The sequence below is a fragment of the Sorangium sp. So ce176 genome (assembly GCF_051519835.1).
Taxonomy (GTDB): Bacteria; Myxococcota_A; Polyangia; order Polyangiales; family Polyangiaceae; genus Sorangium; species Sorangium cellulosum_G.
Map to the genome: position 1 here is coordinate 5312481 of NZ_CP150371.1, position 22906 is coordinate 5335386.

The following is a 22906-nucleotide window of genomic DNA, read 5'->3' on the forward strand; positions in this document are numbered from 1 at the left end:
GCGGGCGCCGTCGCGCTCCCGGCAGGCAGCGCCGAGCGCCCGGTGGGGATGACGCCATCCCCACCGGGGACCGAGGGCGCAGCGCTCAGGGCGCGGCGCGCACGGGCGAGAGCGGGGCGAGGAGCTTGATCTCGTTCGTGAGATCGCGGAAGCGGATCTGCTGCTCGTTGATCTGCATCTCGAGCACGATGACGCGCTTCGTGATCTCGTCGAGGCGCGCCGAGGACTTCGCGAGCCGATCCGTGAGGTCGCGGCGGAGCTCGTCGGCGGTCCGGTTCTTCTCGATGGCCCGGAGGTTCTGGCGGAGCTCGTGGCTCTGCTGCTCGAGGCGCTGCTGCTCCGCGATCAGCCTGTCGCGCTCGTCGATCGCGGGGCGCAGCTTCCCCCGGATCTCCCAGGCCTGGCCGAGCTGCTTCACCACGACAGCGTCGGCGCGCGGGTCCTTCAGGTAGGCCTGCACCGCGTCGTCGGCGAGCTGGCTGAGCCAGTCGATCTGCTGCCGGAAGATCCGCCGCTCGTCCACGTCGAGCACCGCCGTCCCCCGCCGCGGCACGTCGATCGGCACGAGCGCGCTGCCGGTGCCGACGTTGTCCTCCGTGCCCTTCGGCGGCGCGTGCAGGCGCGTCCCGTGCAGGCGGGGGTGCTTCACCAGCGTCCTCGCCGCGGCGTCGCCGCCGTTGCGGACCGCGTACTTCGTGTGCGTGACCCAGTCGCGCTCGATCTCGAGCGCGCCGCCCTCGATCTTCGCGAGGCGCGCGCCCTCCGCGCTCTCCTCGCGCGCCGTGTCGACCGCGAGGCCCCGCTCCAGCGCGAACGGCACCGTCGTCGTGGCGCCCGGCGGCAGCGGCTCGACCATGCCCTGGCCGAGGAACGCGCCGTTCTCGAAGACCGCGATCGGGCCGCGCTCCAGGAGCCCCTTCGTGTCGTTCGTGAAGCGCGCCACCCGGAACGGGTGCGAGCTCGACGCGGGCACGCCGCCGTCGGGCGCGAACAGGAAGATCGACTCGCCGGGCACCTGCTTCGCCAGGAGCAGGACCATCGTCGCGCTCCGGTCGGGGATGTCGACGGGGAACGGGATGTCGTAGCGCGTCGTGCCCGCCTCCATCGCGACCGCGGCGAGGGCGCTCACGTTGCGCGGCGGCGACGGATTCATCGGCCTGGACTCCATGGCCTTCGGCGGTGGGGCCGCAGCCTCCCCCTTCCACTGCGGCACCACCGCCGGCGCGGCGCTGCCCGGAGCCGACGTGGCGCGCCGCTTCGGCCTGGCAGCGTCGGCCCGGGTCGCGACGCCGAGCCTGCCGGCGGCCTGGGCCTCCTCGACCTCGCGCGCGTACTCGTCGGCCGCGCCCGCCTCGGCCGCCGGCGCGCCCGCCGGCATCGGCGCGGGCGGCGGCGGCGGCGCGGCCTCGGCGGCCAGGGTCGTCTCGCTCGTCGGCACGGACGCGATCACCTCGCCCTGGTCGCTGACGATGGGGCGCGGCGGGATCGCCGCCTTGTCGAGCGTCGCCTTGAAGGCGAGCGGCGCGCCCGCCACGAGCGACAGCTTCACCCCCTTCCAGTCCTCGCCCGAGAGGTTCTGCACGATGCCCCACGCCTGGAGGTGCGCCTGCTTCGACGCGGCGCGCGGGTCGACGCCCGCGGCGCCCGGCGACCCGGCCGCGCCCATCACGAGCCGGTACGAGGGCCGCCACACGGGCGTCTCGGCCACGTAGCCGACCACGAGATCGTGCTCCCGCCCGTCGAGCGTGAGCTTCACCTCCTCGAGCTCGTTCCGCTTCTTCTCGCCGGCCTTGCCGCCCCTGTCGTCCGGCGGCCGCGGCGCGGTCGTCACCTCCGGGCCGGGCTGCGCGGGCGCGTCGTCGCCGTCGTCGACCTCGACCGGGAACGACGCGCTCCGGACGCTGCTGCCGCCGGCCTCGATGACCGCGAGCGTCGCGAGGAAGTCGCCGACCTTCTCCTTGCGCACCCGGAAGGTCACCTGATCGGCGTCGATGAGCCCCCGTCGCTCGAAGTACGCGACCCCGTTCCTGTAGATGACCACGCGCCGCAGCGCGAGGCCCGAGGCGTCTATATCGGGGCCGCGCGCGCAGCCGGCGAGCAGCGTGAGAGCGAGGAGCAGGCCGGAGCCCGCTCGGGCGACGTCGTGGCGTCTCATGATTTCCCTGGATCTCCTGGATCAGCGTTCGGTGAACGGTCGACGGCGGGCGGTCAGCCGCCGATCAGCCGTCGATCAGCCGTCAGAGGGCGCGGTCGAGGCGCGGCGCCAGTCGGGCGGCAGGTCGAGGAAGCCCTCGTTGCAGAGGAACTCGTACAGGCCCTCGCAGACCTCACCGCAGATCATGCTGAAGAGGTGCGGATCGGTGATGAAGAGGATGGTCTCGTCGCGCTCGGCGCCCGCCGTGTCCGCGAGCTGGGCGACGAGCTCGTCCTCGGCGAAGCCGACGAGCATCACCATGAGGTGCCGCTCGAACGCGGCGCGGAAGCGAGGGAACGCGTCGCTCGTCACCTTGTACGCGTACGCCCTGCCCTCGAACGTGCGGGCGTCCCGCACGACCCGCGCGGCGACCTCGGCGAGGTCATGGGTGAGCCGCGCGCTGAAGAAGTCGACGAGCACGACGTGCACCACCGAGACGATGCGCCGGAGCTCGCTCGATCGCCGCGACAGGAAGGCGTCCTGCATGTCCTTCGTGAGCTTCGCGAGCAGCTCGAACGACTGCTCCCGCGCCTCCTCGGACGCGAACTCGAAGCCGTCGAGCTCGGCCTCGATCCGGTTCTTGTAGCGGGTGAGCACGTAGAAGAGCGCCTGCTCGCCGTGGTGGATCACCTTGGGCGCGCCGTCGCGGCCGCGCGTCTTCTCGTGGAGCTCGGACTGGAAGAACAGGCGGGCGAGGTTCTTGTGGATCTTCTTGAGCCGCCGCTCGACGAGCAGCGAGATGCCGTCCTCGGGGATGACCCGCTCGAGCAGGGCGCAGAGGGTCTTCTCGTGCGCCTCGCGGATGGCGTCGTGGTTCTTCGCCCCGCCCGCGCCCGCGGAGGCCTGGATCACCTTGAGCTGGGCGACGACCTGCGCGGTGACAGCGTCGAGCTCGGGGTTTGTCTCGAGGTCGGCGCGGTAGTGGACGATGCGGGCCTGCATCTGCTCCTCGAGCAGGCCGAGCGCCATCTCGGTGATGTGATCCTTGAGCGCCTGGCTGACGTGCTCGCCGACGCGCCGCGGCGCGTTGGGCGGGAGCGACCTCGGCTGCTCGGTCGCCGCGCGCTCCCCCATTCCCGTCCTCGCCGCGGTTTGCGAGCGGCCCTGAGGCGGCAGCGGGGGAGGTTTCCGAGGGGCCGGGGCCATGACCCGGGAGCATACCGGAACTCGCCCTCTGTGTGCGGCTTTGGCGGAGCGGCGCGAGTCGGAGTAAGACGGCCACATGCACACGGTCGCTTCACGTACGAGCGCCTGGGAGCCTGGAGGACCGCGGGCGTCCTCCTCCGCCTCGAGGCCATCACGCCCGGCCCTCCGGCGCCTCGCGGCGACGCTCGCGCTCGCGCTCGCGGGCGCCGGGCCGGGCTGCTCCCGCGAGGGCGACGGCCAGCCGCCGCCCGCGCGTACACCCGAGCCCTCGGCGCGGCAGGAGCCCGCCGCGACAGGGCCGCAGGCCGCCGCCGGTGGCAGCGCCGCGCCGGCTGCCGCGGGCGCCGGCGCCGGCGCGGAGGGCGGCGCCGCGGGGGCGCCGGCGGCGCAGCGCGGGAAGATGAACGTGCTCGTCGTCTCGATCGACAGCCTGCGCGCGGACATGCCGTGGAACGGCTACGAGCGCGACATCGCGCCCACGCTGACGGCCTTCGAGAAGAAGGCGGTCAGCTACACGCGCCACTACGCGATCTCGTCGTACACATCGATGAGCGTCGGCGGCTTCCTCGCCGGCCGCTACCCGAGCGAGGTCGACCGCAGCGGCTACTTCTTCGGCAACTACCCCGACAGCGCGCTCATGTTCCCGGAGCTCCTGCAGAAGGCCGGCGTGCGGACGATGAGCGCGCACGCGCATTTCTACTTCGACCAGAAGGCGGGCTTCCGGCAGGGCTTCGACGTGTACGAGATCGTGCCGGGGCTCTCGGCCGACAACACGACCGATCGGAACGTCACGAGCCCGGGGCACCTCGAGCTCGCGCTGAAGATGCTCTCCGACAAGGCGAACACCTCGGGCACCTTCTTCGCGTACTTCCATTTCCTCGATCCGCACGACGTGTACATGACGCACGCGGGGATCGAGCCGTTCGGCAAGCGCGCCCGCGACAAGTACGACGGCGAGGTCAAGTTCACCGACATGCACGTCGGCAAGCTGCTCGAGTTCGTCGCGCAGCAGCCGTGGGGGAAGGACACGGCGATCATCGTGACCGCGGATCACGGCGAGGCGTTCGGCGAGCACAAGATGTTCCGCCACGGCTTCGAGGTGTGGGACGTGCTCACCCACGTGCCGCTGATGATCCAGGCGCCCGGGATCACGCCGCGCCGGATCGACGAGCCGCGCAGCTCGATCGACCTCGCGCCGACGATCCTGGAGCTGACCGGCGCCCCGCCCGAGCCGTCCTTCACGGGCAAGAGCCTCGTGCCCGAGCTGTACGGCGCGAAGCCCGAGCCGCGCGACGTCATCGTCGACCTGCCGCGCACGAGCGACAACGACCGCCGCCGCGCGCTGATCCACGGGCAGTACAAGCTCATCGCCTACGGCGACGACGACGCCTTCGACCTCTTCGACGTCGTCGCGGATCCGGGGGAGACGAAGGATCTCAAGCGAGAGAAGGCGTCGGTCTTCGAGGAGATGAAGGCGCTCTACAAGGAGCGCTCCGCGGCCATCAAGGACGTCTGCCCGAAGAACACGGCGAAGCTCAAGGGGAAGAAGAAGAACAAGCGGTGCTAGCGCGCCGGGCGCGCGCTCGCGCGGCGGCCTAGCGCGCCGGCGGGGCGACGGCGATCGTCACGCTGTCGTCCTCGCCCGTGTCGACCGCGGCGCGCGCCACGAGGCGGACCCCGTCGCACTCCAGGTGGACAACGACGGGCGCCTGCGCCTCGCGCCTGCACGACGCGTCGGCCGAGACGCGCGCCGCGAAGGCGCCGCGCGAGAGCTCCACCGCCAGCGCGATCCCGCCGATGCGGCCCTCGGGATCGTCCGGGGTGACCTCGCGCGCCGAGCGCGCCTCCTCGAGGCGCGTGAAGAGGTCGGGCCCGCGGAGCGCGACCTCGATCGGGCGGCCCGCCGCGTCCTCCAGGACGGCGACCTCGAGCTCCGCCTGCCGCGGCGCGCTCTCGCCGCCGGAGCTCACGACGAACGGGAGCTCGATCCGCTTCGCGCAGACGACCGCGCCCGGGCCCGCGCGCTCGTCGGCGGGCGCGCACCGGGGCGCCGGCAGCGTCAGGCCGAACGGAACGACCACCTCGACGGGCGCCTCCGCGAGGGGCCGTCCCCAGGCGTCCTTGCTCAGGAAGCGGTTCAGCCATGCGGCGAGCTCCTGGCGCACCCGGGCGCGCGCCGCCCGCTGCCTCGAGAGCTGCGCCTCGGCGTCGCGGGCGGCGCGCGAGAGCAGATCGCCAGCGCTGCGGTCGCGGACGAGCGCGCGCAGCCGGTGCGTCGCCTCGTCGCGGAAGGCGCCCCTCGGCAGCGTCGCGAGGTACGCCGTGAGCCCCGCGGCGGTCCCGCGCTTCGCTGCGTAGTAGATCGGCTCGGCCCGCGCGAGGTACGCGCGCACCTCGCCGGCGAAGGCGCCGTCCGGGTAGCGCTCCAGGTAGGTCGACGCCGCGGCGAGCCGCCCCTCGAAGGTCCGCGACACGCGGGTCGCCCTGTACGCCGCGTAGTCGTCGTGGGGCGCGAGGATCGCCGGCCGCGAGGCGCATCCGGACAGCGCCGCGACGAGCGCCGCGCGCGAGAGCACGCGCGCGGCGGCCGCGAGGCGTCGGCGGGGCGCGGCTGCGCGGCGCGCGCTCACGGCGCCTCCCCTGACAATGGGCAGAAGTTGCACTCTGTCGGGATCGAGGGGCGCTCGTCCGCCGCGTACGCGCGGTACTCGTCGCAGCTCGCCAGCTTGAGCTTGTGCAGGCACACCTCGCCGTCGTGCACCAGCGGGTAGCAGCCGGGCGGAAACCCCGGCGCGGTCTCGAAGCCGCACGCGGCGGCGCAGGCGCGGGTGCGCAGGCCGCACGCTTCGCACTGGGCGCAATCGATCTGCGCCTTCAGCGCGAAGAACTTGTACGGATCGAGCTCCTCCGGCGCCTGCCCGCAGCTCCCGATGTCGCCAACGACCGGCGCGACGCCGCCGAGGAGCAGCAGCGCCACCACGCCTGCGACTTCCTTCGCCCGGAGGCGCCCGCGGCGCCGCGCGCGTCCCGGCGGGCTCATGGCAAGAGCTCGTGGTCGATCAGGAGCCCGAGCTGCGCCGAGACGACGGGGTAGACGGTGTAGGCCGCGTCGTAGGTCGCCGCGCCGTAGAAGAGGTCCCCGACGATCTCGCCCGAGAGCGCGACGCCCGCGAGGAGGAAGTACCCGAGCCCGACGGCGAGCTCGCCGCCGACGTTCACGTCGGGCTCGATCAGGATCGCCGCCCCGAGCCGGCCGTAGCCGAGCACGCGCGGGACGCCCCGGTAGGCGACGAAGTAGCTCGGCGTGAGCGACTCCTGCGGGACGCCGCCCACCGCGAGCGAGAGGCGCAGCGCGCCGCCGTGCTGAACGCCGTCGGCGGGCCCCAGCGCGAACGCTGCGCCGAGATCGAGGTACCCGGCGGTGAGCGAGAGCGACTCCGCCGTCTCGCCGAGCTGCGTCTGCAGGCGGTAGGGGTTGTTGAACCGGATCCCCCGCCCCATCGCGACAGTCGACACGACGCGCGCCGCCGTCCCCGGCGGCCGCGCGAGCTCGCGGTACGCCTCGAGATCGGCGCTCCCGCGCTCCTCGCCAGCCTGCGCCTCCTCGGCCGCCCCGGCTTCGCGGCCGGCAGCAGGCTGGGCCGCGGCGGTGCGCCCCCAGGACGCCCCCAGCAGAACGGCCACGAGCGAGAGCCCGGTCCGGAGTTCCAGCATCGCTACGCGCCTTCTACCCCGAGGCGGCGCCCGCTGGCACGCTCAATTGCGTCCCGCCCGCCCAGCGCGTGCGGCGCGCCGGCGCGCCGCGCGCTCGACGACGCCAGCACCTCGATGATGCGTCGGCGACCCGCTGCCAGCGACGGCCTCGCTGCCGTCGGCGCCTCGCTGCCGCGGGCGCGGGCGGCGTGCGTCCCCTTCGGCACGGTCCTCGCCCCTCCGGCGTATCCGCCCGCTTCACCTGCGGACCGGACCCTGCATGCGGAGACCACCGTGAGCAATTCAAGCACCCGAGGCAGGCAGAGCACCGCCCCGCATTCGTCGACCCTACGCGCGCCGCGCACGAGCCCGACGCAGCGTCGTGAACGAGAAGAGCGCGGCGACCCGGGAGGGCCGCGCAGGCAGGCCGAGGCGCCCCGGAGCGCCCTACGGGGGATCGGCACGAGCGAGCTGGACGAGCCGTTCGCCGACATGATGGACGCCGAGACGGCGCCCCCGCTGCGCGGCAAGGTGAACCCGCGCAGCGAGCTCAGCGACGTCATCCCGACGCTCGACGACGAGGTGCGCGGCTACCACCACCACCCGAACGACGCCGGGACCACCGAGTTCGAGGTGAACCCCGACGCCGCCGACGCCGCCGCCGATCTGGCGAGCGATCTCGGGGCGGAGTTCCTCGAAGGGGCCACGAAGGGCCAGGACATGAGCGACGTGGCGATGTCGCACGACGACGATGACGGCGACCTGCCCTATCTGCTGGAGGACGAGGAGGTCGAGTCCGTGGAGCCGGACGACGAGGGAGAGGACGAGCTGCCCGTGACCCAGCGGATGCGACGGCACGTGGGCTGAGCGGCGGCGCGGCGCGCTCGGGGCCGCTGCGGCGCGCGTCGAGGAGGTGGGGCGCTCCGCCGCGCACGGCGCGCGGGCGTGCCGTGCGGTCACGCCTGACCGAGCACGGGCAGCTCCGCCACCACCTCGCCGTCGATGCGGATGAAGGCCAGCAGGCCCTCGTCCTCGTAGGCCAGCACGTCGAGCACGATCCGCTCGCACAGCGGCAGCACGTACAGCGCGCCGTCGTCCGCCATCACGGTCATCGACCGCACAGGTGCGCTCGGCGTGGGCAGCGTCTCTGTGGTCCGTCGTCGCGCATCCATGTTGCTGAGCTCCCAGGCTTCAATCGAGCTCCGGCCACCGCCGGGGGTCACGAGGCTAGAGGGCCTGCCCGCCATCCCACCAAGCGCCTTCCGTGCCACGGCGCCCGCGCCGCGGCGCCTGTGTCGGGAGCGTTCCACGGCGACATATGGCTTTCGCCCTGACCCGCGCCGCTGCGTCGCGGCGGCCCGGCCGCAGGCGGCGCAGCGCCACGCCCGCAGCGGAGCGCGGAGACCCCGGAGCGCCGCGAGACGGCGGCCCCGAGGGCCGTCGCCGGCCTCTCCGCAGGCCGGATCGCGCGCGATCCGGCGTGCGAGGGCGCGGTCCTACCGCGATCGGCGCGCGGCTCCGCCGTCCGGCGCCGACGCCGCGGACAGGACCTTTCGCGCGAGCTTGGAAACGCCGATATCCAGCACGTCCGGATCGAGCCAGGCCGCCTTCTCGTAGGGGGAGGCAAGCTTTGCCCGGCAACGCCAGGGGGCCGCCACCTCGGCGCGCGCCACCGTCACGTCGAGGCGGCGGTGCGTGAGGATGTGGCGCACGCGGCCTGCCTCGCGGAGCGGCGCGTCAGGCTCGACGCCGACCTGCTCGAGGAGCGCGCGGGCGTCCGCGAGCGCGCGCGCCTCGACCATGGGCGGCTCCCAGAGGCCGCCGAAGAGCCCTCCCTCGGCGCGCCGGACGAAGAGCACGCGGTCGCCCGACCGCACCACCGCGGCGACCATCGAGACCGCGGGGACGTCGCGCTTCGGGGCGATCACCGGCAGCTCTGCCTGCCTCCCGAGGGCGCGCGCGGCGCATGCGCCGTCGACGGGGCAGGCGTCGCAGCGGGGATTGCGGGGCGCGCAGACGGTCGCGCCGAGCTCCATGAGCGCCTGGTTGAATCGTCCGGGATGGACGGTGCCCGCCGCGCCCCGCACGAGGCGCTCCGCGGCCGACCAGAGCTTGCGCGTGCCCGAGGCGCTGCGGATGTCGTCGTCGATGCCCTCGATGCGGGAGAGCACCCGGGCGACGTTGCCGTCGACGAGCGGCACCGGCTGTTCGTACGCGATGCTCGCGATCGCGCCCGCGGTGTACGCGCCGACGCCGGGCAGCTCGCGGAGCGCGGCGACGTCGCGGGGGAGCGCGCCGTCGTGGCGCGCGGTGACCTCGCGCGCCGCGAGGTGGAGCACGCGCGCGCGGCGGTAGTAGCCGAGGCCGCTCCACAGCGAGAGCACGTCGTCGATCTCGGCGGAGGCGAGCGCGAAGACGGTCGGGTAGCGGGCGAGGAACCGCTCGTAGTACGGGATGACCGTCTCGACGCGCGTCTGCTGGAGCATCACCTCGCTCAGCCAGATCGCGTACGGGTCGCGCGTCCGCCGCCACGGCAGGTCGCGCGCGACGCGGTCGAACCACGCGGCGAGGGCGGCCACGATCTCCCTGTCGCGCTCGCTGGCGTCCGTCGGCGCCGGCGGGGGCGCCCCCTGCTGCTCACCGGGCGGGTTGCGGCGGCGCGGGGCGCGCTTCTGAGCCTGGCCGGCGCCCGCGCGCGATCGGGGCGTCGTGCTCACGCGCGAAGGGCCCGCCCGCTGCCCCCGGGCCGCGCTCCTCCGCGCGATCGTGCGCGCGGCACCTCGCGCGCCCCGCGCGCCTGGCACGGATTACCCGGCTGCCGCTCGCTGCGCTCAGAAAACGCTTCCATCGCGCGGGACTCTAGCGCAGAGCCGACCGCGGTGTCGTCCCGGCGCGCCAGCCTCTCCCACCCGATCCCTCGGGCCGCGCGCCTCGGCGCCGCCCTGCTCCTCGGGCTCGCCGCGCCGGGGTGCCGCGAGGAGCCGCGCCCCTGGGAGGGCAAGCCCGGGCCGCCGGTCGTGCTCTCGGCAGCGCCGCCGCGCCCCGTGATCACGGCCGTGTCCGACGGCCCGACGGACGCCGACGCAGGCCAGGGTGACGCCGGAGCCTCCGGCGATCCGGATCTGCCTGTGCTCCCGGTGCGCGTCGGCGGCCCCTGGGTCCGCTGCTATGGAAACTTCAAGATCAGCGGCGAGCCGGCGAAGGACGTGACCCGCCTGTCGCTGCTCTGCGGCCCCGAGAACGGCATGCGGCGGCTCTCGACCAAGACGATCGAGGGGCACGTCGCCGAGGGCGGCGCGATCGTCTCGGAGCCGCTGCAGGCCCTCCGGGGCGCGTGTTACAGGGTGTTCGCCGTGGGCGGGCCGGGGATCCTCAACCTGGACGTCGCCGTGCGGAGCAGCCGCGGGGCCATGATCGCGAGCGACGGCACCGAGGACGCCTGGCCGATCGTCCAGCCGGATCGGCCCTTCTGCCCGCTCGAGGACGACGACGCCACCGTCGAGATCAGCGCCCGGCGCGGCGCGGGCCGGTTCGCGGCCGAAGTGTGGGTCCTGAGATCGTACAAACGCTCGGCGTCGGAGGACGGCGGCGTGGACCCGTACGAGATGGACGAGACGGACGCCTACGGCGAGCTCTGAGCCGGCGTCGCAAGGCCCCGCCGACGGCCAGCCGGCCTCCGCGCGTTCCGCCCTGGGCGCGGCGACCTCCTGTGGCGCGGGGGCGGACCAAAGGGAGAGCTCTCTCGGCTGTCGGAAGCGCGCGAAAGGCTCCCCATCGTCATCGAAATCCGGCAGATCCAAGGACCATGGCGCGACGCCGGCACCCCGCACGCACCCCCGCATTGACGTGGCCGCCCCGTCCCGCTAGGGGAGCCCGAGCCATGGCCGACGACACCGACCCGCTCCGCGATGACGAAGGGGACAAGGTGGAAGGCGAAGGCGACAAGAAGCGCCTCTTCGAACGCGCCATCCCGGAGATCTTCAAGCGCGTGGTCGAGCGCGCCGTCGAGAGCGGCATCGACAGGCTCAGCGAGGGGCCCGAGAGCATCCGCCACTTCGTGGGCGACCTCAAGCTGCCCAAAGAGGTCCTCCACTACCTCTACACCCAGATCGACGAGACCAAGAACGGTCTCTACCGGGTCGTCGCGAAGGAGATCCGCGACGTGCTCGAGCACACCCAGTTCGCGGACGAGATCACGAAGGTGCTGACGAAGCTCTCCTTCGAGATCAAGACCGAGATCCGCTTCGTGCCGAACGACGCGGCCAAGAGAGACGACAGCCAGGACGAGCCGAGGACCGGCTTGCCCAAACCGGAAGTCACCGCCCAAGTGAACGTCAAGGACCGAAGCAAAGAGACCGGGCGAGACCGGCGCCGCGAGGAGAAGTGACGACGAAGAAGCTTAGGACCGGCGGCGAGGTCGATGCCTGGTGCACCAAGTGCCGCCTCGATCTCACCCATCGAATCATCGCCATGGTCGGCGACGTGGTGAAGAAGGTCGAGTGCAAGACCTGCATGTCGCACCACCTCTACCGGGCGCCGAAGAGCGAGCGCGAGAGCCGCGCGGCCGCGCGCGCCGCGGCGCGGAGCACCGGCGAGCCGAGGGCGGCCTCGGCGTCGCCGCGCGGCGGCGTGGAGCGGCTCACGGCCGCCCAGCGCGCCGAGCGCGATCAGACGCTCGCCTGGGAGCGCGCCATCGCGGGGCAGCCCTCGGGGGCGTTCAAGCCGTACCGCATCACCCTCACCTTCGGCGAGGGGGAGCTCATCCACCACAGCAAGTTCGGCGACGGCGTGGTCGCCAAGGTCATCGATCGGGGCAAGATCGAGATCCTGTTCAAGGATGGTCCCCGGACGATGGCGCACGGACAGCCGTAGCGAGCCCGGCGGCGCGCGCTGCACGGCCGCGGCCGCCCGATGCCCGGAACTTGGGGCTGCCCGCGCGATGGGGTAGCCTCTGCTTCGCCGTGGACAAGCCTTCGCCCCCCTTTGCCAGCGGGTCCCCGCGCAGGCGACGCCGCCCTCGCCTGCCCGAGCGCGCGCTGCGCGGCGCGGCGATCTGCGCGATCGCCGTCGAGGCCCTCTGGTACGGAATCCACGAGGTCCGCGGCTTCGGCCCGGCGCTCGCCGACGGCGCGCGGGCCGTTGTCGGCCCGGCGCCTGTCGCGTGGGCCGAGGACGTGGCCTACGGCATCGCCGACCGCCTGAACCGGGCCCTCTACCGGCACGCGGCCCCGAAGACCTTCTGGGAGCCGCCGCCCGCCGCCGCGGCGGAGGCCGAGCGGCGCGGCGAGCGCCGCGCGGCAGAGCCGGCGTCGCCGCCCTCCTCGTTCGAGCCGCCCTTCCCGCAGGTCGCGGCCACGGGCGACGGCGTCTGGACGCCGATCGCCGACCCCGCGCGGCCGGACGACGCCCCGGTGCTCTGGAAGAGCGTCGTGCACCCCGACAAGCGGCGCGTGTTCGCGGCGGTCGCCGTGGTGGCCATCGACCTCGAGCGCGTCGACCTCCAGCTCGTCGCCGGCACGAAGGAGCCGTTCTCTCCGGACATCCCGATCGAGCGTCGCCCGGGGGTCGTGCCCGAGGACCACGCCGGCGATCTCATCGCCGCCTTCAACGGCGGCTTCAAGGCGATGCACGGCCACTACGGGATGATGCTCGACGGCGACACGTTCCTGCCGCCGCGCGACAAGGCCTGCACGATCGCGCTCTACCGCAACGGCGCGGTGCGGATCCGCACCTGGCCCGAGCTGCGCGCCGACGAGGCGCGCATGGCCGCCTACCGGCAGACGCCGCCGTGCCTGGTCGAGCAGGGCGAGCCCCACCAGGCGCTCTACGACTCGAACCGCGACTGGGGCGCGACGGTGAGCGGCGAGACGGTGATCCGGCGGTCGGCGCTCGGCGTCGACGCGACCGGCAAGCGCCTCTTCTACGGGCTCGGCGAGGCGGTCACGGCGCGCACCCTCGCCCACGGGATGAAGGCAGCGGGCGCGCACGACGTGGCGGAGCTCGACGTCAACCACGCCTACCCGCGCTTCCTCCTGTACGACCGCGCCGCCGACGGCGCTGCGCCGCGCGCGACGTCCGCGATCATCCCGGACGTGGAGTACAAGCCGGAGGAGTACGTGGCCGAGCCGTCCCCGCGCGACTTCTTCTACCTGCGGCGGCGGCGGCCGGACTCCTGAGCACGCGGTCGCTGCCGCCGGCGCTACCGGCGGGCGCGCGGCCGGGCTCCTTGCGCGCGCTGGCTAGCCGTCGAGCAGGTCGCGCACGCGCTGCGCGAGCGCGTCGGGGGTGAACGGCTTCTGCAGCAGCGTGAGCTCGCCGTCGTGCTCCGCGCCCGCGAGGACATCTTCGGCGTAGCCGGACATGTAGAGCACGCGGGCGCGCGGGTGGATCGCGAGCGCGCGCTCCGCGAGCTCGCGGCCGTTCATCCCTGGCATCACGAGGTCGGTGAGCAGGAGGTCCATCGCGTCGACCCCCTCGTGCCCGAGCGCGTCCAGCGCTTCCTCGGCGTTCGCCGCCGAGATCACGCCGTAGCCTCGCCGCTCGAGCACCTCGACGATGAGCTTGCGGACGGCGTCGTCGTCCTCCACGACGAGCACCGTCTCGTCGCCGCCCGCCGGCGACGGCCGCGCGCGGGGCGGCGCCGCCTCGGCGCGGTCCTCGACGCGCGGGAAGTAGACGCGGAACGTCGCGCCGCGCGCGACCTCGCTCTCTACCTCGATGAGCCCGCCGCTCTGGCTCACGATCCCGTAGACGGTGGCGAGGCCCAGGCCGGTGCCCTTGCCGCGCGCCTTCGTCGTGAAGAACGGCTCGAACAGGTGCGAGAGCGTGTCCTGGTCCATCCCGTGGCCGCTGTCGCTCACCGAGAGCACCACGTAGGGAGGGCCGCCCGCGACGGGCGCAGCGTCCTCGTCCCGCTCCGCCGGCGCGAACGACTTCGCCGTGGGGCTCGCGCCGGGCTCGCCCAGCGAGGTCTCGACGACGAGCTTGCCGCCCCTCGGCATCGCGTCGCGCGCGTTCACGACCAGGTTGAGGAGCACCTGCTCGAGCTGGCTCTTGTCGACCTTGATCGAGCCGAGATCCTGGCCGACGTTCGTCCGCAGATCGATGTTCTCGCCGATGAGGCGCTGGAGCATCGTCTGCATGTCGAGCACCACCGCGTTGATGTCGAGCACCTCGCGCTGCAGCACCTTGCGCCGGCTCATCGCGAGGAGCTGCCGCGTGAGCGCCGCGGCGCGCTCGCCGGCCTTCGTGATCTGCAGGGCGTCGCGCCGGAGCGCGCTGTCGGGCCCGAGCCGGCGCAGCAGGAGCTCGCCGTAGCCGAGCATCACCATGAGCATGTTGTTGAAGTCGTGCGCGATGCCGCCGGCGAGCCGGCCGAGCGCCTCCATCTTCTGCGACTCGCGCGAGCGCTCCTCGCGCTGCCGGAGCGCCTCCTCGGTGCGCCGCCGCTCGGTGATGTCGCGGAGCAGGACGAGGACGTCGGCGTCGAGGAACGGCACCACCCGCGCCTCCACGTGGCGCTCGCCGCCCGCGGCCGCGAGGGCGTGCTCGAGCGCGACAACGCCGCCCGCCTCGCGGGCCTCCTGGATCGCGCGCTCCATCTGCTCTCCGAGCTCGCCGGGGAGCACCTCCGTCATGCGCTTGCCGAGGAGCGCCTCCGGCTCGACGCGGAGCTCCGAGAGGCGCGGCTCGTTGCAGTCGACGATCCGGGCCTGGGCGTCGAGGCGGAAGCAGAGGTCGGGGATGGCGCGGAAGAGCGCGCGGAGCTCGACCGCGGCGCGCTCGCGCTCGCGCTCGGCGCACGCGAGCTGCGCGACGAGCCCGGCCTCGGTCTGCCGGGCGTCCGCGTCGCCGCGCCCCTCCGCGTCGCCGCGCCCGTCCGCGTCGCCCTGCATGGCCTCCAGGGGCCCGCCGCCCGGCGTGACCCCGGCGTGGGCCGCGGCCTCGGGATCGAGGCCGCCGTGTGGCGCGTGAAGCCGCGGAGCCCCCATACGCTCAGCCGCCGGTCTTGTCCGCGGCGCCGGTCTGGAGGTTGACCGTCCAGCACACGGCGCCGGCCGCCGGATCGCCTCCGGGCGGCCCCACGCTCACCTCGGCACGCGCCGGCCCGACGGCCCGGATGTAGAGCCGCTGCCCGACGGCCCCGCGCCCGAGCGCGCAGACAGCGCGGCGCACGCGCGGATCGTCGGCGGCGACCTCCCCCTCGTCCTCGGCCGCCATGAACAGGATCTCGACGTCCGGCTTCAGGCAAGCGCCCATCTCGCGCCAGACGTCGTAGTCGACGGACGGATCGAGCACGTCGGCGAGCTGCCCGTGGCGCGCCCGCCCGACGCGGTAGCGGAACGCGTCGCGCTTCTCGGCGCGCAGCGTGGCCCCGATCCGATCGAACCGCAGCGACAGCGCGCCGAGCGCGGTCGCCATCTTGACGGTCGGCGCGCCGAGGTTCGCCTTGTCCGGCTCCTTGAAGCGGTGCACCTGCACGCCCGCGGGCAGCGCGCCGGCGAGCAGCTCCGCGAAGCGCTGGTTCATCCCGAGGCGCCCGCCGAGCAGGATCCGGAGCCCCTGGTACGGATCCGGCTCGCGCCCGATCTTGGCAATCGCGCCCGCGAGGTGCTGCCGGAACACGTCGATCCCGTCCTGGAACCACGCCTCGATCGCGGCGGCGAGCGCGCCGCGATCGATCGAGAGCGGCACAACGGACGCCGCCCCGTCGAGCCCGACCAGCGCGAGCCGCTCCTCGACGGGCGCGCTCGGCCCCCGCTCGAGGAGCGGCCGCAGGAGCTCCTTCAGCGTCCAGGTGTTGGCGCGCGCGTCGGGCGACGGCGCGAAGAGCTCCTCGGCTCCGTCGAGCGCGCCCTCCTCGGACGGGCGCTCGAACGGGACGCGGCGCTCGCGCATGGCGGCCTGGCTCGCGACGTACACCCGGTAGGCCAGCCGGTGGAGGAGCCGCTCGCCGCCGAGCCAGGGGATCGCCGCCGGATCGAGGTACTCGACCATCCGCTCCAGCCCCTGCGCCTCCTCGTGCGCCTTGGCGCTGCGCAGGATGCCGAAGGCGATCCCCGTCTCGCTGGCGCCGGCGTCGATCGCGCAGAACGGGACGGCGCTGTCCCGCGGCTGGATGCCGAACATGCGGAACGCCTGGACGGCGTAGGCGATCGCCGAAGGACCCGCGTCGACGACCTGGAGGCCGTCGACGTCGTGGTACTCGCAGAGGCCCGCGGGCAGGCTCCGGAACAGGCCGCGGCGGAAGGCGATGAGCACGCTGGCGCGGCGCTCGGGCGACCAGCCCGTCGGCATCGTGATCGCGTAGCGCGTGTGGAGCCCCCGCGCGCGCTGGTTCACGTGAAGCCCGACGTAGTACGCGTAGAGCTCGATCGGGTCGAACGGGTCGTGCGCGCCGATCCCCTCCTCGTCGATGATGGGCGGCGCCGGCTTCTTCAGCGACTCGGCCGTGTCGGGGTCGCTCCTGCCGCGGAGCCGGAACGGCTCGCCGCGCTCTGTCCGCTCGCGCAGCAGCGCGAGCGCCGGGACGGACGCCGCGGCGCGCTCGTGCGCGTCGGCGCCCTGCCGCAGGCGCATGTCGCGCGCGGCGTGCCCGACGAGCACGTCGCCCCAGCGCGTCAGCGGCAGGATCACCCGATCGCGCCAGGCCTTCGTCGTCCTGGCGAGCGCCTCGAAGGCGACCTCGCTCGGGTTCTCGTTGTCGGCCGACACCCGGAGCGGCGCGTCGGCCCCGATCCGCAGGAACTCCGCGCCGCCGCGCGCTCCCCGGACGGCGACGGCTGTCGACGCCGCGCCGACGTCCACGGCGACCCAGTCGCCGCGCACGTCGAGCCGGGGGTCGCGCCGCTTCACCTCGGGCGGGATCGGGTCCTTGTCGGCCTTGCCGGCGCGGCGGTGCATCCCGACCACGCGGCCCTGCCGGACGATGGCGATCGCCGTGGCGCCGAGGAAGCGCGCGCCCGTCCAGAAGCCCTGCGCGGGATCGACAAGCGTCGTCCCCTTCACCGGGTCGAGGTTCGCCACGATCCTGGGGAAGAAGTCCGCGATGAGGTCCGGCGAGGCCACCCCGTCGTAGCGCTCGACCTTGATCGGCGGCGAGTAGTAGTTCTGGAGTCCTTCCCCGTAGATGCGCGGACTGACCTGGATCAGCTTCAGATAGGGGATAGGGCACGTCTGCTCGTCCAGACGGAACTCCTGGTACAGCGCCGCCGGCGCGATCGCGTTCTCCATCTCGGGCGCGATGCGGGGCACGCTCGCGCTCATCTCGGTGCCGAAGTACATGAACTTCGTGCCGGCGCGCCCCGTGAAGGCGGCAATCCTGACCTCGTTGAACGTCGCCTGCCCGACGATGAGCGGCGGCAGCGCGATCACGTAGTCGAGCACCAGCGTGGTGAGCCAGGGCTGGTCGAACAGGCGTGATTCCCAGCGCATGATGAGCGTCGGGTACTCGCGAGCCGTGAGAGACACGACTTTCTCCGCTTCGCGAACCAGGGCGCCATCGACAGACAGCTCGTAAACCGCCATACGTGGGCGACGTTATCACGAAGCGCCGCCGCGACAGCCCCGGGGATGCGGCGGGGCAGCGAGGACGGGGGCGGGCGTCGGGGCGCGGCGCCCGCGCCGCGAGGGCGTAGGCCGCGCTCGGGCGGCCGTGCTAGCCTGCCGACGTGATCTGCTTCTCCGCACCGGGAATGCTGTCATGGGCCCGCTGATCGGCGAGATCATCGACGGCAAGTACCGGATCGTCCGGTTGCTGGGCCAGGGGGGCATGGGCGCGGTCTTCGAGGGCGAGAACGTGCGCATCCGGCGCCGCGTCGCCATCAAGCTGCTGCACGCGAACATCTCGAGCCAGGCCGAGTCTGTCGCGCGCTTCGAGCGCGAGGCCCAGGCCGCGGCGCGGATCGGCTCCGATCACATCTGCGAGGTGCTCGACCTCGGCGTGCTGCCGGACGGCACGCGGTACATGGTCATGGAGTACCTCGAGGGGGAGACCCTCGGGGCCAGGATCCAGCGGATGGGGCGGCTCGGGCCCGAGGCGACCGTGCCGATCATGGCCCAGGTGCTCGAGGCGCTCGGCGCGGCGCACGCGGCGGGGATCATCCACCGCGATCTCAAGCCGGACAACATCTTCATCGTCCCGACGAAGGCCGGCCTCAGCAACTTCGTGAAGGTGCTGGACTTCGGCGTCTCGAAGTTCTCGCAGCTCGCCGGCGCGGAGATGAGCATGACGCGCACGGGCGCGGTCGTGGGCACGCCTTACTACATGTCGCCCGAGCAGGCGCGGGGCTCCAACCCCGTCGATCAGCGGACCGACATCTACGCCATGGGCGTGGTGCTCTATCAGGCGACAACCGGCCAGGTGCCGTTCGACGCGGAGACGTTCAACGAGCTGCTCTTCAAGATCGTCCTCGAGAACGCGCCGCTGCCCCAGCAGCTCGTGCCCGACCTCGACGTCGAGTTCTCCGGCATCATCCAGAGGGCGATGGCGCGCGATCCGGGGGCTCGCTTCCAGAGCTGCGCGGAGTTCAAGAGCGCCCTCTTCGCCTGGGCTGCGGCGCGGCCCAGCCTGGCCTTGCTGAGCACGGGGCGGACGTCCTTCCCCCGGCTGTCGGTGCCGGCCCTGCCCGAGACGACAACGCCGCCGGCCGTCGTCCGGGCCGACGGCTCGTGGGGGGGCCAGAACGGACCGGCGGCGCCCAACATGGGCCACACGCCGGCGGTGCCCAACATGGGCCACACACCGCAGCTCACCGCCAACTCGTGGGGCGCGTCGTCCGGCGTCACGGGCCGCGCTACCCGCCCCCCGTCCAGGGCGCCGCTCTTCCTCGCGATCGCCGCGGCGGCCACCCTGCTCGGCGCGGGCGCGGCCGTCTGGCTCACCTTCGGCCGCAGCGGGACGACGGGCGCGGCGACCGCCGATCCGAGCGCCGTCAGCGCGGCGGTCACCCCGCCGCCGCTGCCGCCGACGACGGAGCCGCCGCCGCGGTCCGAGCCGCTCGTGACCGCGAGCGCCCCGGTCGGGGAGCCTGCTCCGTCCGCCTCCGCCGAGCCCAGCGCGAGCGCGACCCCGACCGCCTCCGAGGCGGCCGTGAGGCCGCTGCCCCCGCGGACGCCGCCCACCCCGACGAAGCCCCCGCCGGTCGTGAAGCCGCCGCAGACGAAGCCGACCGCGCCGGCGCAGAAGCCGACCACCCCGCCGCAGAAGCCGCAGAAGCCGGGTGTCCCGGGCGATTTCGGCTACTGAGCGCGCGGCGCGCGGCACGAGAAGCGCCCCACCGGGCAAGCGCGTCCGAGCGCCTGGTCGCGCGCCGGAGCGCGCCGATCAGAACGCGCCGCGCACGCCGATCCCTGTCGGCGTCACGTAGGGCGCGATCCACGCCGAGCTCGGCGGCTCCGGCCTGGACGTCAGCTCCAGCACGATCAGCGTCGCGCCGCCGGCGAGGAGCACGCCGCCGGTGATGAGGTTGATCGTGCCGGTCGTCTTCTGCGACGCCGCGTCGGCGTCGAGCGTCTCGATCTTGCGCTGGATCAGCGGTCCGCACTCCAGGACGCCGGCACCCCCTTGCGCCTCGCAGCCGTGCTTCGCGCTCAGATCGTTCGCCTCCTGCTGCGTCGACCCACCTTTCGCGAGGAACACCGAGCCGACAACCACGCCGCCGACCCCGAGCGCCGCGGCCGCGATGCCCCCGCCAAGCAGCAGCACGTTCGTCTTCCGCTCCGGGGTGCCCGGCGGGGCGTCCGGCGAACCCCCTGTGTCACCGCCGCCCCACGTGCCCTGCCCCGCGCCCGCGCCGTCCGGCGGGGGAGCCGCGACCGGGCTCTCCGGGACGGGGATCTTGAGCTCCTTCCGCTCGCCGTCGGCGAGCGTGATCGCCTGCTCGATCGGCGCGAGGCCCGGCGGCGCCACGACGACAACATGGTTGCCGGGGTCGATCGGGCGGTGAACGCCGAGCAGCGCGTCCGCGACCGGCTGGCCGTCCAGCTTCACGCCGATCTTCCGGCCGGCGGCGCCCTCGAGCGCGATGCGCAGCGTGGCGATCCTGGGCTCGACAGCGGCGAGCTCCTCGCGCGCGTCCTGCTGGGCTCTCTTGAAGGGAGACGGCGCCGTGGGCGGAAGCTCCTCGCGCACGATCCTCAGGTACGTCTCCTTGGCGGCGACGAGCCGGCCGAGGCGCATCTGCGCGCGCGCGATGAGGAGGAGGTGCGTCGGCGCATGCACGAGCGCCTCGGCGCGGCCGAGCAGATCGATCGCCTCATCGAAGCGGCCGGACGTGAACGCCTCGGCCCCCTGCGTGGCCAGCGATCGGGCCGCCGCTCTGTCCTGGTCCGATTGCGCGCGGACCTCGCCTGTCGGGAGCAACAGGAACAGCGCCGCAGCGAACGGAATGGATCGTCTCAAGAGCACCCGGGCCTCCTCGCGCGCCACGCTATCACAGGCCGTCGACAACAGAACAATTCAGCCCCCGCGCGCGGCCGTCCCCGCGCGCACGGGGCGCTGCCCGCGCGATTTCCCGCGGAGGGCGCGGTCTCCCTCGCGGCCCGCTCGGCCAGCGCCCCGGGGAGCTCCGCGCCGGCGCGGCGGCCGTGAGCGCGTGGCGCGGCGGCGCCCGCCGCTCCGTCGTCGGGGCGCTGTGAACCGTCCGCACAGCGCGATGGCACCCATTCTGCTGCGTGGGGAGCGCCATGGATTGCCTCCGCTCCTCCGCGCCCCTCGACGCGGGACTCCCGTCCTCGGAGCGATTCCTCAGGGGACGCTTGCTCGGGGGGCGATACCTCGTCGAGCAGATGATCGGCGCCGGCGCGATGGGGCGCGTCTACCGCGCGCGGCACGTGGGGCTCGGGCGCGCGTGCGCGGTGAAGATCATCCGCGAGCGCGCCGCGCCGCCGCGCGCGTGCGCCGAGGCGAGCGATCGCGCCTGCGCGACGCGCCCCTCCGCGCCGCCGCGCGGGATGGACATCGGCCCTCGAGGGTCGAGCGGCGTGAGCGAGCGGCCGCGCAGCGACGCGAGGTCGCGCTCCGGCGGGGTCCTCGCCGGGGACGCGGTCCGGCGGTTCCATGTCGAGGCGCTGGCGGCGAGCCGGCTCGATCACCCGAACATCGTGCGGATCCTCGACTTCGGCTGCGAGCCGTCGTGTCTCCACGGCGCGCCCGGCGCGGGCGACGTCGGGCGCGAGGCGGCGACGCCGAGCCTCTGGTACCTCGTCACGGAGCACCTCGACGGCGAGGACCTCATCGATCTCCTGAACGCCACGCCGATCCTGCCGGCGGAGCGCATCGTCGCGATCATGCGCCCGCTGTGCTCCGCGCTGCAGCACGCGCACGACGCGGGCGTCATCCACCGCGACGTCAAGCCCGAGAACATCCGCCTGGTGCCGCGCGTCGACGACGACGGGGAGCCGTTCGAGCAGGTGAAGCTCCTCGACTTCGGCACGGCGAAGCTGCTCCGCGACGACGGGCCCGACGCGCTCCCCGGCGCGCCCCTGCTCGCGGTGCCCAACGAGGACAGCGGGAGGCTCGTCATCGGGACCCCCGCCTACATGAGCCCGGAGCAGGCTGCAGGGCAGCCCGTGGACGCGCGGAGCGACATCTACGCGTGCGGCGTGCTGCTCTTCGAGATGGCGACGGGGCGGCTGCCGTTCGAGCGCCCGACGGCCGTCGCGCTCGCCGCGGCGCACGTCGAGTCCCCGCCGCCCCTGCCGAGCGCGCTCCATCCGGCGATCGATCCGGATCTGGAGGCGCTGATTCTACAGTGCCTGCGCAAGAATCCAGACGACCGCCCGCAGAGCGCGCGCGCGCTGCGCGAGGCGCTCGCGCACATCGGGCTCGCTCATCGCAGGGCGCGCGCCGCCGCGGCGCCCTCGTCGCGCTGGGCGCTGGCCGCGGAGGAGGCCGCGACGGGGCGCGCCGCCGCCACCGCGCGCCCCGCGGGCACGACGACGTGGGTGGGGTACCGCGCCTCGTCGCGCCCGGGGGGCGCGCCGCTGGATCAGCCCTGCTCGTCGCCGAGCGCGCGCCGCGGCGCCTCGTCCGCGCCGACATGGGTCGGCCACCGCGCCGCGCCGAGCCTGCCGGCCGCGCTCGTCGAGCTCGCCGCGCCCCCTGCGCCCGCCGGCGCGCCGACGACGGGCGAGCCGCCTGCGTCGGCCGCGGCCTCGCCTCCCCCTGCCGCGGCCTCGCCTCCCCCTCTTCCCTCGCTCGCCGCGCCACCTGCCCCGGCCGCGGTCGCCCTTCCCTCCCCCGAGCCAGCCCACGCGCATCGCAGCCCCGAGCTCGACGCCGCGCTCGCCCCGCTCATCCTCCTCCGGGCGCGCCTGTCCGGCGGGCTGCGGAGCCAGAGCGGGCTGCGCCGGCGCCGCCGACGGCGGCTCGCGCCTGTCGTGATCGGCACCGTCGCGGCCACGGTGCTCGGCGGATCGCTGTGCCTGCTCTTCAGCGCGGCCGGCGCCGCGCTCGCCCCGCTCACCTCGCCCTCGCCGGGGCGCGACGGCGACGCGACCCCGACAGGCGACGCGCGCGAGAGGGCGCTCGGCGCGCCGGAGCACGCCTGCCCCATCGAGCCGCCGTGAGCGCCCCCGCCGGGCATCCACGGGCCGCCCGGGCGACGCTACAGCGCCCGCTCGCCCGGCGCCGAAGGCGCGGCGCTGCGAATGCGGCGAGGAGCCGGGCGACGGCGAGCGCCGAGGCGCAGGTGCGGTGCGAACGAAGCGCTCACTCCGCGACGTGGAGCGCGCGCCTGCAGCACGGCGATCCTCGACCTCGTCCGGGCCGCGCGGCGCGCCGCGTACAGCCGATGCCCACCCGCTCGACGGCATCACCGCCGCGCGCGCTGGCCACGGGGCGCCGCCTCACCGCGGTGCGAACGAAGCGCA

The 22906-nt window shown here is 74.2% G+C and carries 18 protein-coding genes; 8 read left to right on the forward strand and 10 right to left on the reverse strand.

Annotated features, from left to right (window positions below):
* Window positions 1–85 precede the first annotated feature (85 nt).
* Window positions 86–2155, reverse strand: coding sequence for a hypothetical protein (locus tag WMF42_RS19870; protein ID WP_437693549.1), 2070 nt, complete (start codon window positions 2153–2155; stop codon window positions 86–88).
* 75 nt (window positions 2156–2230) lie between these two features.
* On the reverse strand, window positions 2231–3268 hold the full coding sequence (locus tag WMF42_RS19875; RefSeq protein WP_437693551.1) for a hypothetical protein: 1038 nt from the start codon (window positions 3266–3268) through the stop codon (window positions 2231–2233).
* A gap of 148 nt (window positions 3269–3416) precedes the next feature.
* Between WMF42_RS19875 and WMF42_RS19880 the strand changes: the two genes are divergently transcribed.
* Window positions 3417–4907, forward strand: a complete 1491-nt coding sequence (locus WMF42_RS19880; protein ID WP_434048310.1) for a sulfatase — start codon at window positions 3417–3419, stop codon at window positions 4905–4907.
* 28 nt (window positions 4908–4935) lie between these two features.
* On the opposite strand, the gene WMF42_RS19885 is transcribed toward WMF42_RS19880, so the two are convergent.
* Genes WMF42_RS19885 through WMF42_RS19895 form a run of 3 tightly spaced genes read right to left on the reverse strand, consistent with a single transcriptional unit; the run spans window position 4936 to window position 7054 of the window.
* Window positions 4936–5970: a hypothetical protein gene (locus WMF42_RS19885; RefSeq protein ID WP_437693553.1), complete on the reverse strand. Its 1035-nt coding sequence runs from the start codon at window positions 5968–5970 to the stop codon at window positions 4936–4938.
* Entirely contained in the window at window positions 5967–6380 is a 414-nt protein-coding gene (locus WMF42_RS19890; RefSeq protein WP_061609950.1) for a hypothetical protein, read from the reverse strand. The genes WMF42_RS19885 and WMF42_RS19890 overlap by 4 nt, the downstream gene beginning before the upstream one ends.
* The gene (locus WMF42_RS19895) at window positions 6377–7054 is read right to left on the reverse strand and encodes a hypothetical protein (RefSeq protein ID WP_061609949.1); all 678 of its coding nucleotides are present in this window, start codon (window positions 7052–7054) and stop codon (window positions 6377–6379) included. The genes WMF42_RS19890 and WMF42_RS19895 overlap by 4 nt, the downstream gene beginning before the upstream one ends.
* 273 nt (window positions 7055–7327) lie before the next feature.
* Between WMF42_RS19895 and WMF42_RS19900 the strand changes: the two genes are divergently transcribed.
* Window positions 7328–7900, forward strand: coding sequence for a hypothetical protein (locus WMF42_RS19900; RefSeq protein ID WP_061609948.1), 573 nt, complete (start codon window positions 7328–7330; stop codon window positions 7898–7900).
* Window positions 7901–7989: 89 nt separating this feature from the next.
* On the opposite strand, the gene WMF42_RS19905 is transcribed toward WMF42_RS19900, so the two are convergent.
* Window positions 7990–8136, reverse strand: a complete 147-nt coding sequence (locus WMF42_RS19905; RefSeq protein ID WP_434048315.1) for a hypothetical protein — start codon at window positions 8134–8136, stop codon at window positions 7990–7992.
* Window positions 8137–8529: 393 nt separating this feature from the next.
* Window positions 8530–9750 (reverse strand): A/G-specific adenine glycosylase, encoded by a 1221-nt coding sequence (mutY, locus tag WMF42_RS19910; protein ID WP_061609946.1) that lies wholly within the window; start codon window positions 9748–9750, stop codon window positions 8530–8532.
* A gap of 162 nt (window positions 9751–9912) precedes the next feature.
* Between mutY and WMF42_RS19915 the strand changes: the two genes are divergently transcribed.
* The 4 genes from WMF42_RS19915 to WMF42_RS19930 all read left to right on the forward strand — a co-directional run bounded on the left by WMF42_RS19915 (window position 9913) and on the right by WMF42_RS19930 (window position 13209).
* Window positions 9913–10671: a hypothetical protein gene (locus WMF42_RS19915; protein WP_437693556.1), complete on the forward strand. Its 759-nt coding sequence runs from the start codon at window positions 9913–9915 to the stop codon at window positions 10669–10671.
* Between the two features lie 242 nt (window positions 10672–10913).
* Window positions 10914–11420 carry a hypothetical protein gene (locus WMF42_RS19920; protein WP_061609944.1) on the forward strand — a complete coding sequence of 169 codons (507 nt, stop codon included), beginning with the start codon at window positions 10914–10916 and terminating at the stop codon, window positions 11418–11420.
* A complete protein-coding gene (locus WMF42_RS19925) occupies window positions 11417–11905 on the forward strand; it encodes a hypothetical protein (protein WP_061609943.1) in 489 nt (162 codons plus the stop codon). Before WMF42_RS19920 ends, WMF42_RS19925 begins: the two co-directional genes overlap by 4 nt.
* 89 nt (window positions 11906–11994) lie before the next feature.
* Complete coding sequence (locus WMF42_RS19930; protein WP_233561951.1) at window positions 11995–13209, forward strand: phosphodiester glycosidase family protein; 1215 nt, start codon at window positions 11995–11997, stop codon at window positions 13207–13209.
* Window positions 13210–13272: 63 nt separating this feature from the next.
* Here WMF42_RS19930 and WMF42_RS19935 read toward each other — a convergent pair whose 3' ends face one another.
* Together WMF42_RS19935 and WMF42_RS19940 are read right to left on the reverse strand one after the other, a co-directional pair.
* A complete protein-coding gene (locus WMF42_RS19935) occupies window positions 13273–15024 on the reverse strand; it encodes an ATP-binding protein (RefSeq protein ID WP_437693559.1) in 1752 nt (583 codons plus the stop codon).
* A gap of 4 nt (window positions 15025–15028) precedes the next feature.
* Window positions 15029–17503 carry a hypothetical protein gene (locus WMF42_RS19940; RefSeq protein ID WP_437693561.1) on the reverse strand — a complete coding sequence of 825 codons (2475 nt, stop codon included), beginning with the start codon at window positions 17501–17503 and terminating at the stop codon, window positions 15029–15031.
* A 232-nt stretch (window positions 17504–17735) separates the two neighbouring features.
* On the opposite strand from WMF42_RS19940, the gene WMF42_RS19945 reads away from it, so the two are divergent.
* Window positions 17736–19280: a serine/threonine-protein kinase gene (locus WMF42_RS19945; protein ID WP_437693563.1), complete on the forward strand. Its 1545-nt coding sequence runs from the start codon at window positions 17736–17738 to the stop codon at window positions 19278–19280.
* Window positions 19281–19358: 78 nt separating this feature from the next.
* On the opposite strand, the gene WMF42_RS19950 is transcribed toward WMF42_RS19945, so the two are convergent.
* Window positions 19359–20441, reverse strand: a complete 1083-nt coding sequence (locus WMF42_RS19950) for a tetratricopeptide repeat protein (protein ID WP_061609952.1) — start codon at window positions 20439–20441, stop codon at window positions 19359–19361.
* Between the two features lie 350 nt (window positions 20442–20791).
* Here WMF42_RS19950 and WMF42_RS19955 point away from each other — a divergent pair, with 350 nt between their 5' ends.
* Window positions 20792–22603: a protein kinase domain-containing protein gene (locus tag WMF42_RS19955; RefSeq protein WP_437693565.1), complete on the forward strand. Its 1812-nt coding sequence runs from the start codon at window positions 20792–20794 to the stop codon at window positions 22601–22603.
* Window positions 22604–22906: the final 303 nt, after the last annotated feature.

Bases quoted from the DNA above. Each gene is read 5' to 3' on its own strand.
- WMF42_RS19890 (WP_061609950.1), bottom strand. From the start codon at position 6,380: ATGAGCCCGCCGGGACGCGCGCGGCGCCGCGGGCGCCTCCGGGCGAAG.
- WMF42_RS19920 (WP_061609944.1), top strand. From the start codon at position 10,914: ATGGCCGACGACACCGACCCGCTCCGCGATGACGAAGGGGACAAGGTG.
- WMF42_RS19875 (WP_437693551.1), bottom strand. From the start codon at position 3,268: ATGGGGGAGCGCGCGGCGACCGAGCAGCCGAGGTCGCTCCCGCCCAAC.
- WMF42_RS19870 (WP_437693549.1), bottom strand. From the start codon at position 2,155: ATGAGACGCCACGACGTCGCCCGAGCGGGCTCCGGCCTGCTCCTCGCT.
- WMF42_RS19895 (WP_061609949.1), bottom strand. From the start codon at position 7,054: ATGCTGGAACTCCGGACCGGGCTCTCGCTCGTGGCCGTTCTGCTGGGG.
- WMF42_RS19905 (WP_434048315.1), bottom strand. From the start codon at position 8,136: ATGGCGGACGACGGCGCGCTGTACGTGCTGCCGCTGTGCGAGCGGATC.
- WMF42_RS19880 (WP_434048310.1), top strand. From the start codon at position 3,417: ATGCACACGGTCGCTTCACGTACGAGCGCCTGGGAGCCTGGAGGACCG.
- WMF42_RS19935 (WP_437693559.1), bottom strand. From the start codon at position 15,024: ATGGGGGCTCCGCGGCTTCACGCGCCACACGGCGGCCTCGATCCCGAG.
- WMF42_RS19945 (WP_437693563.1), top strand. From the start codon at position 17,736: ATGGGCCCGCTGATCGGCGAGATCATCGACGGCAAGTACCGGATCGTC.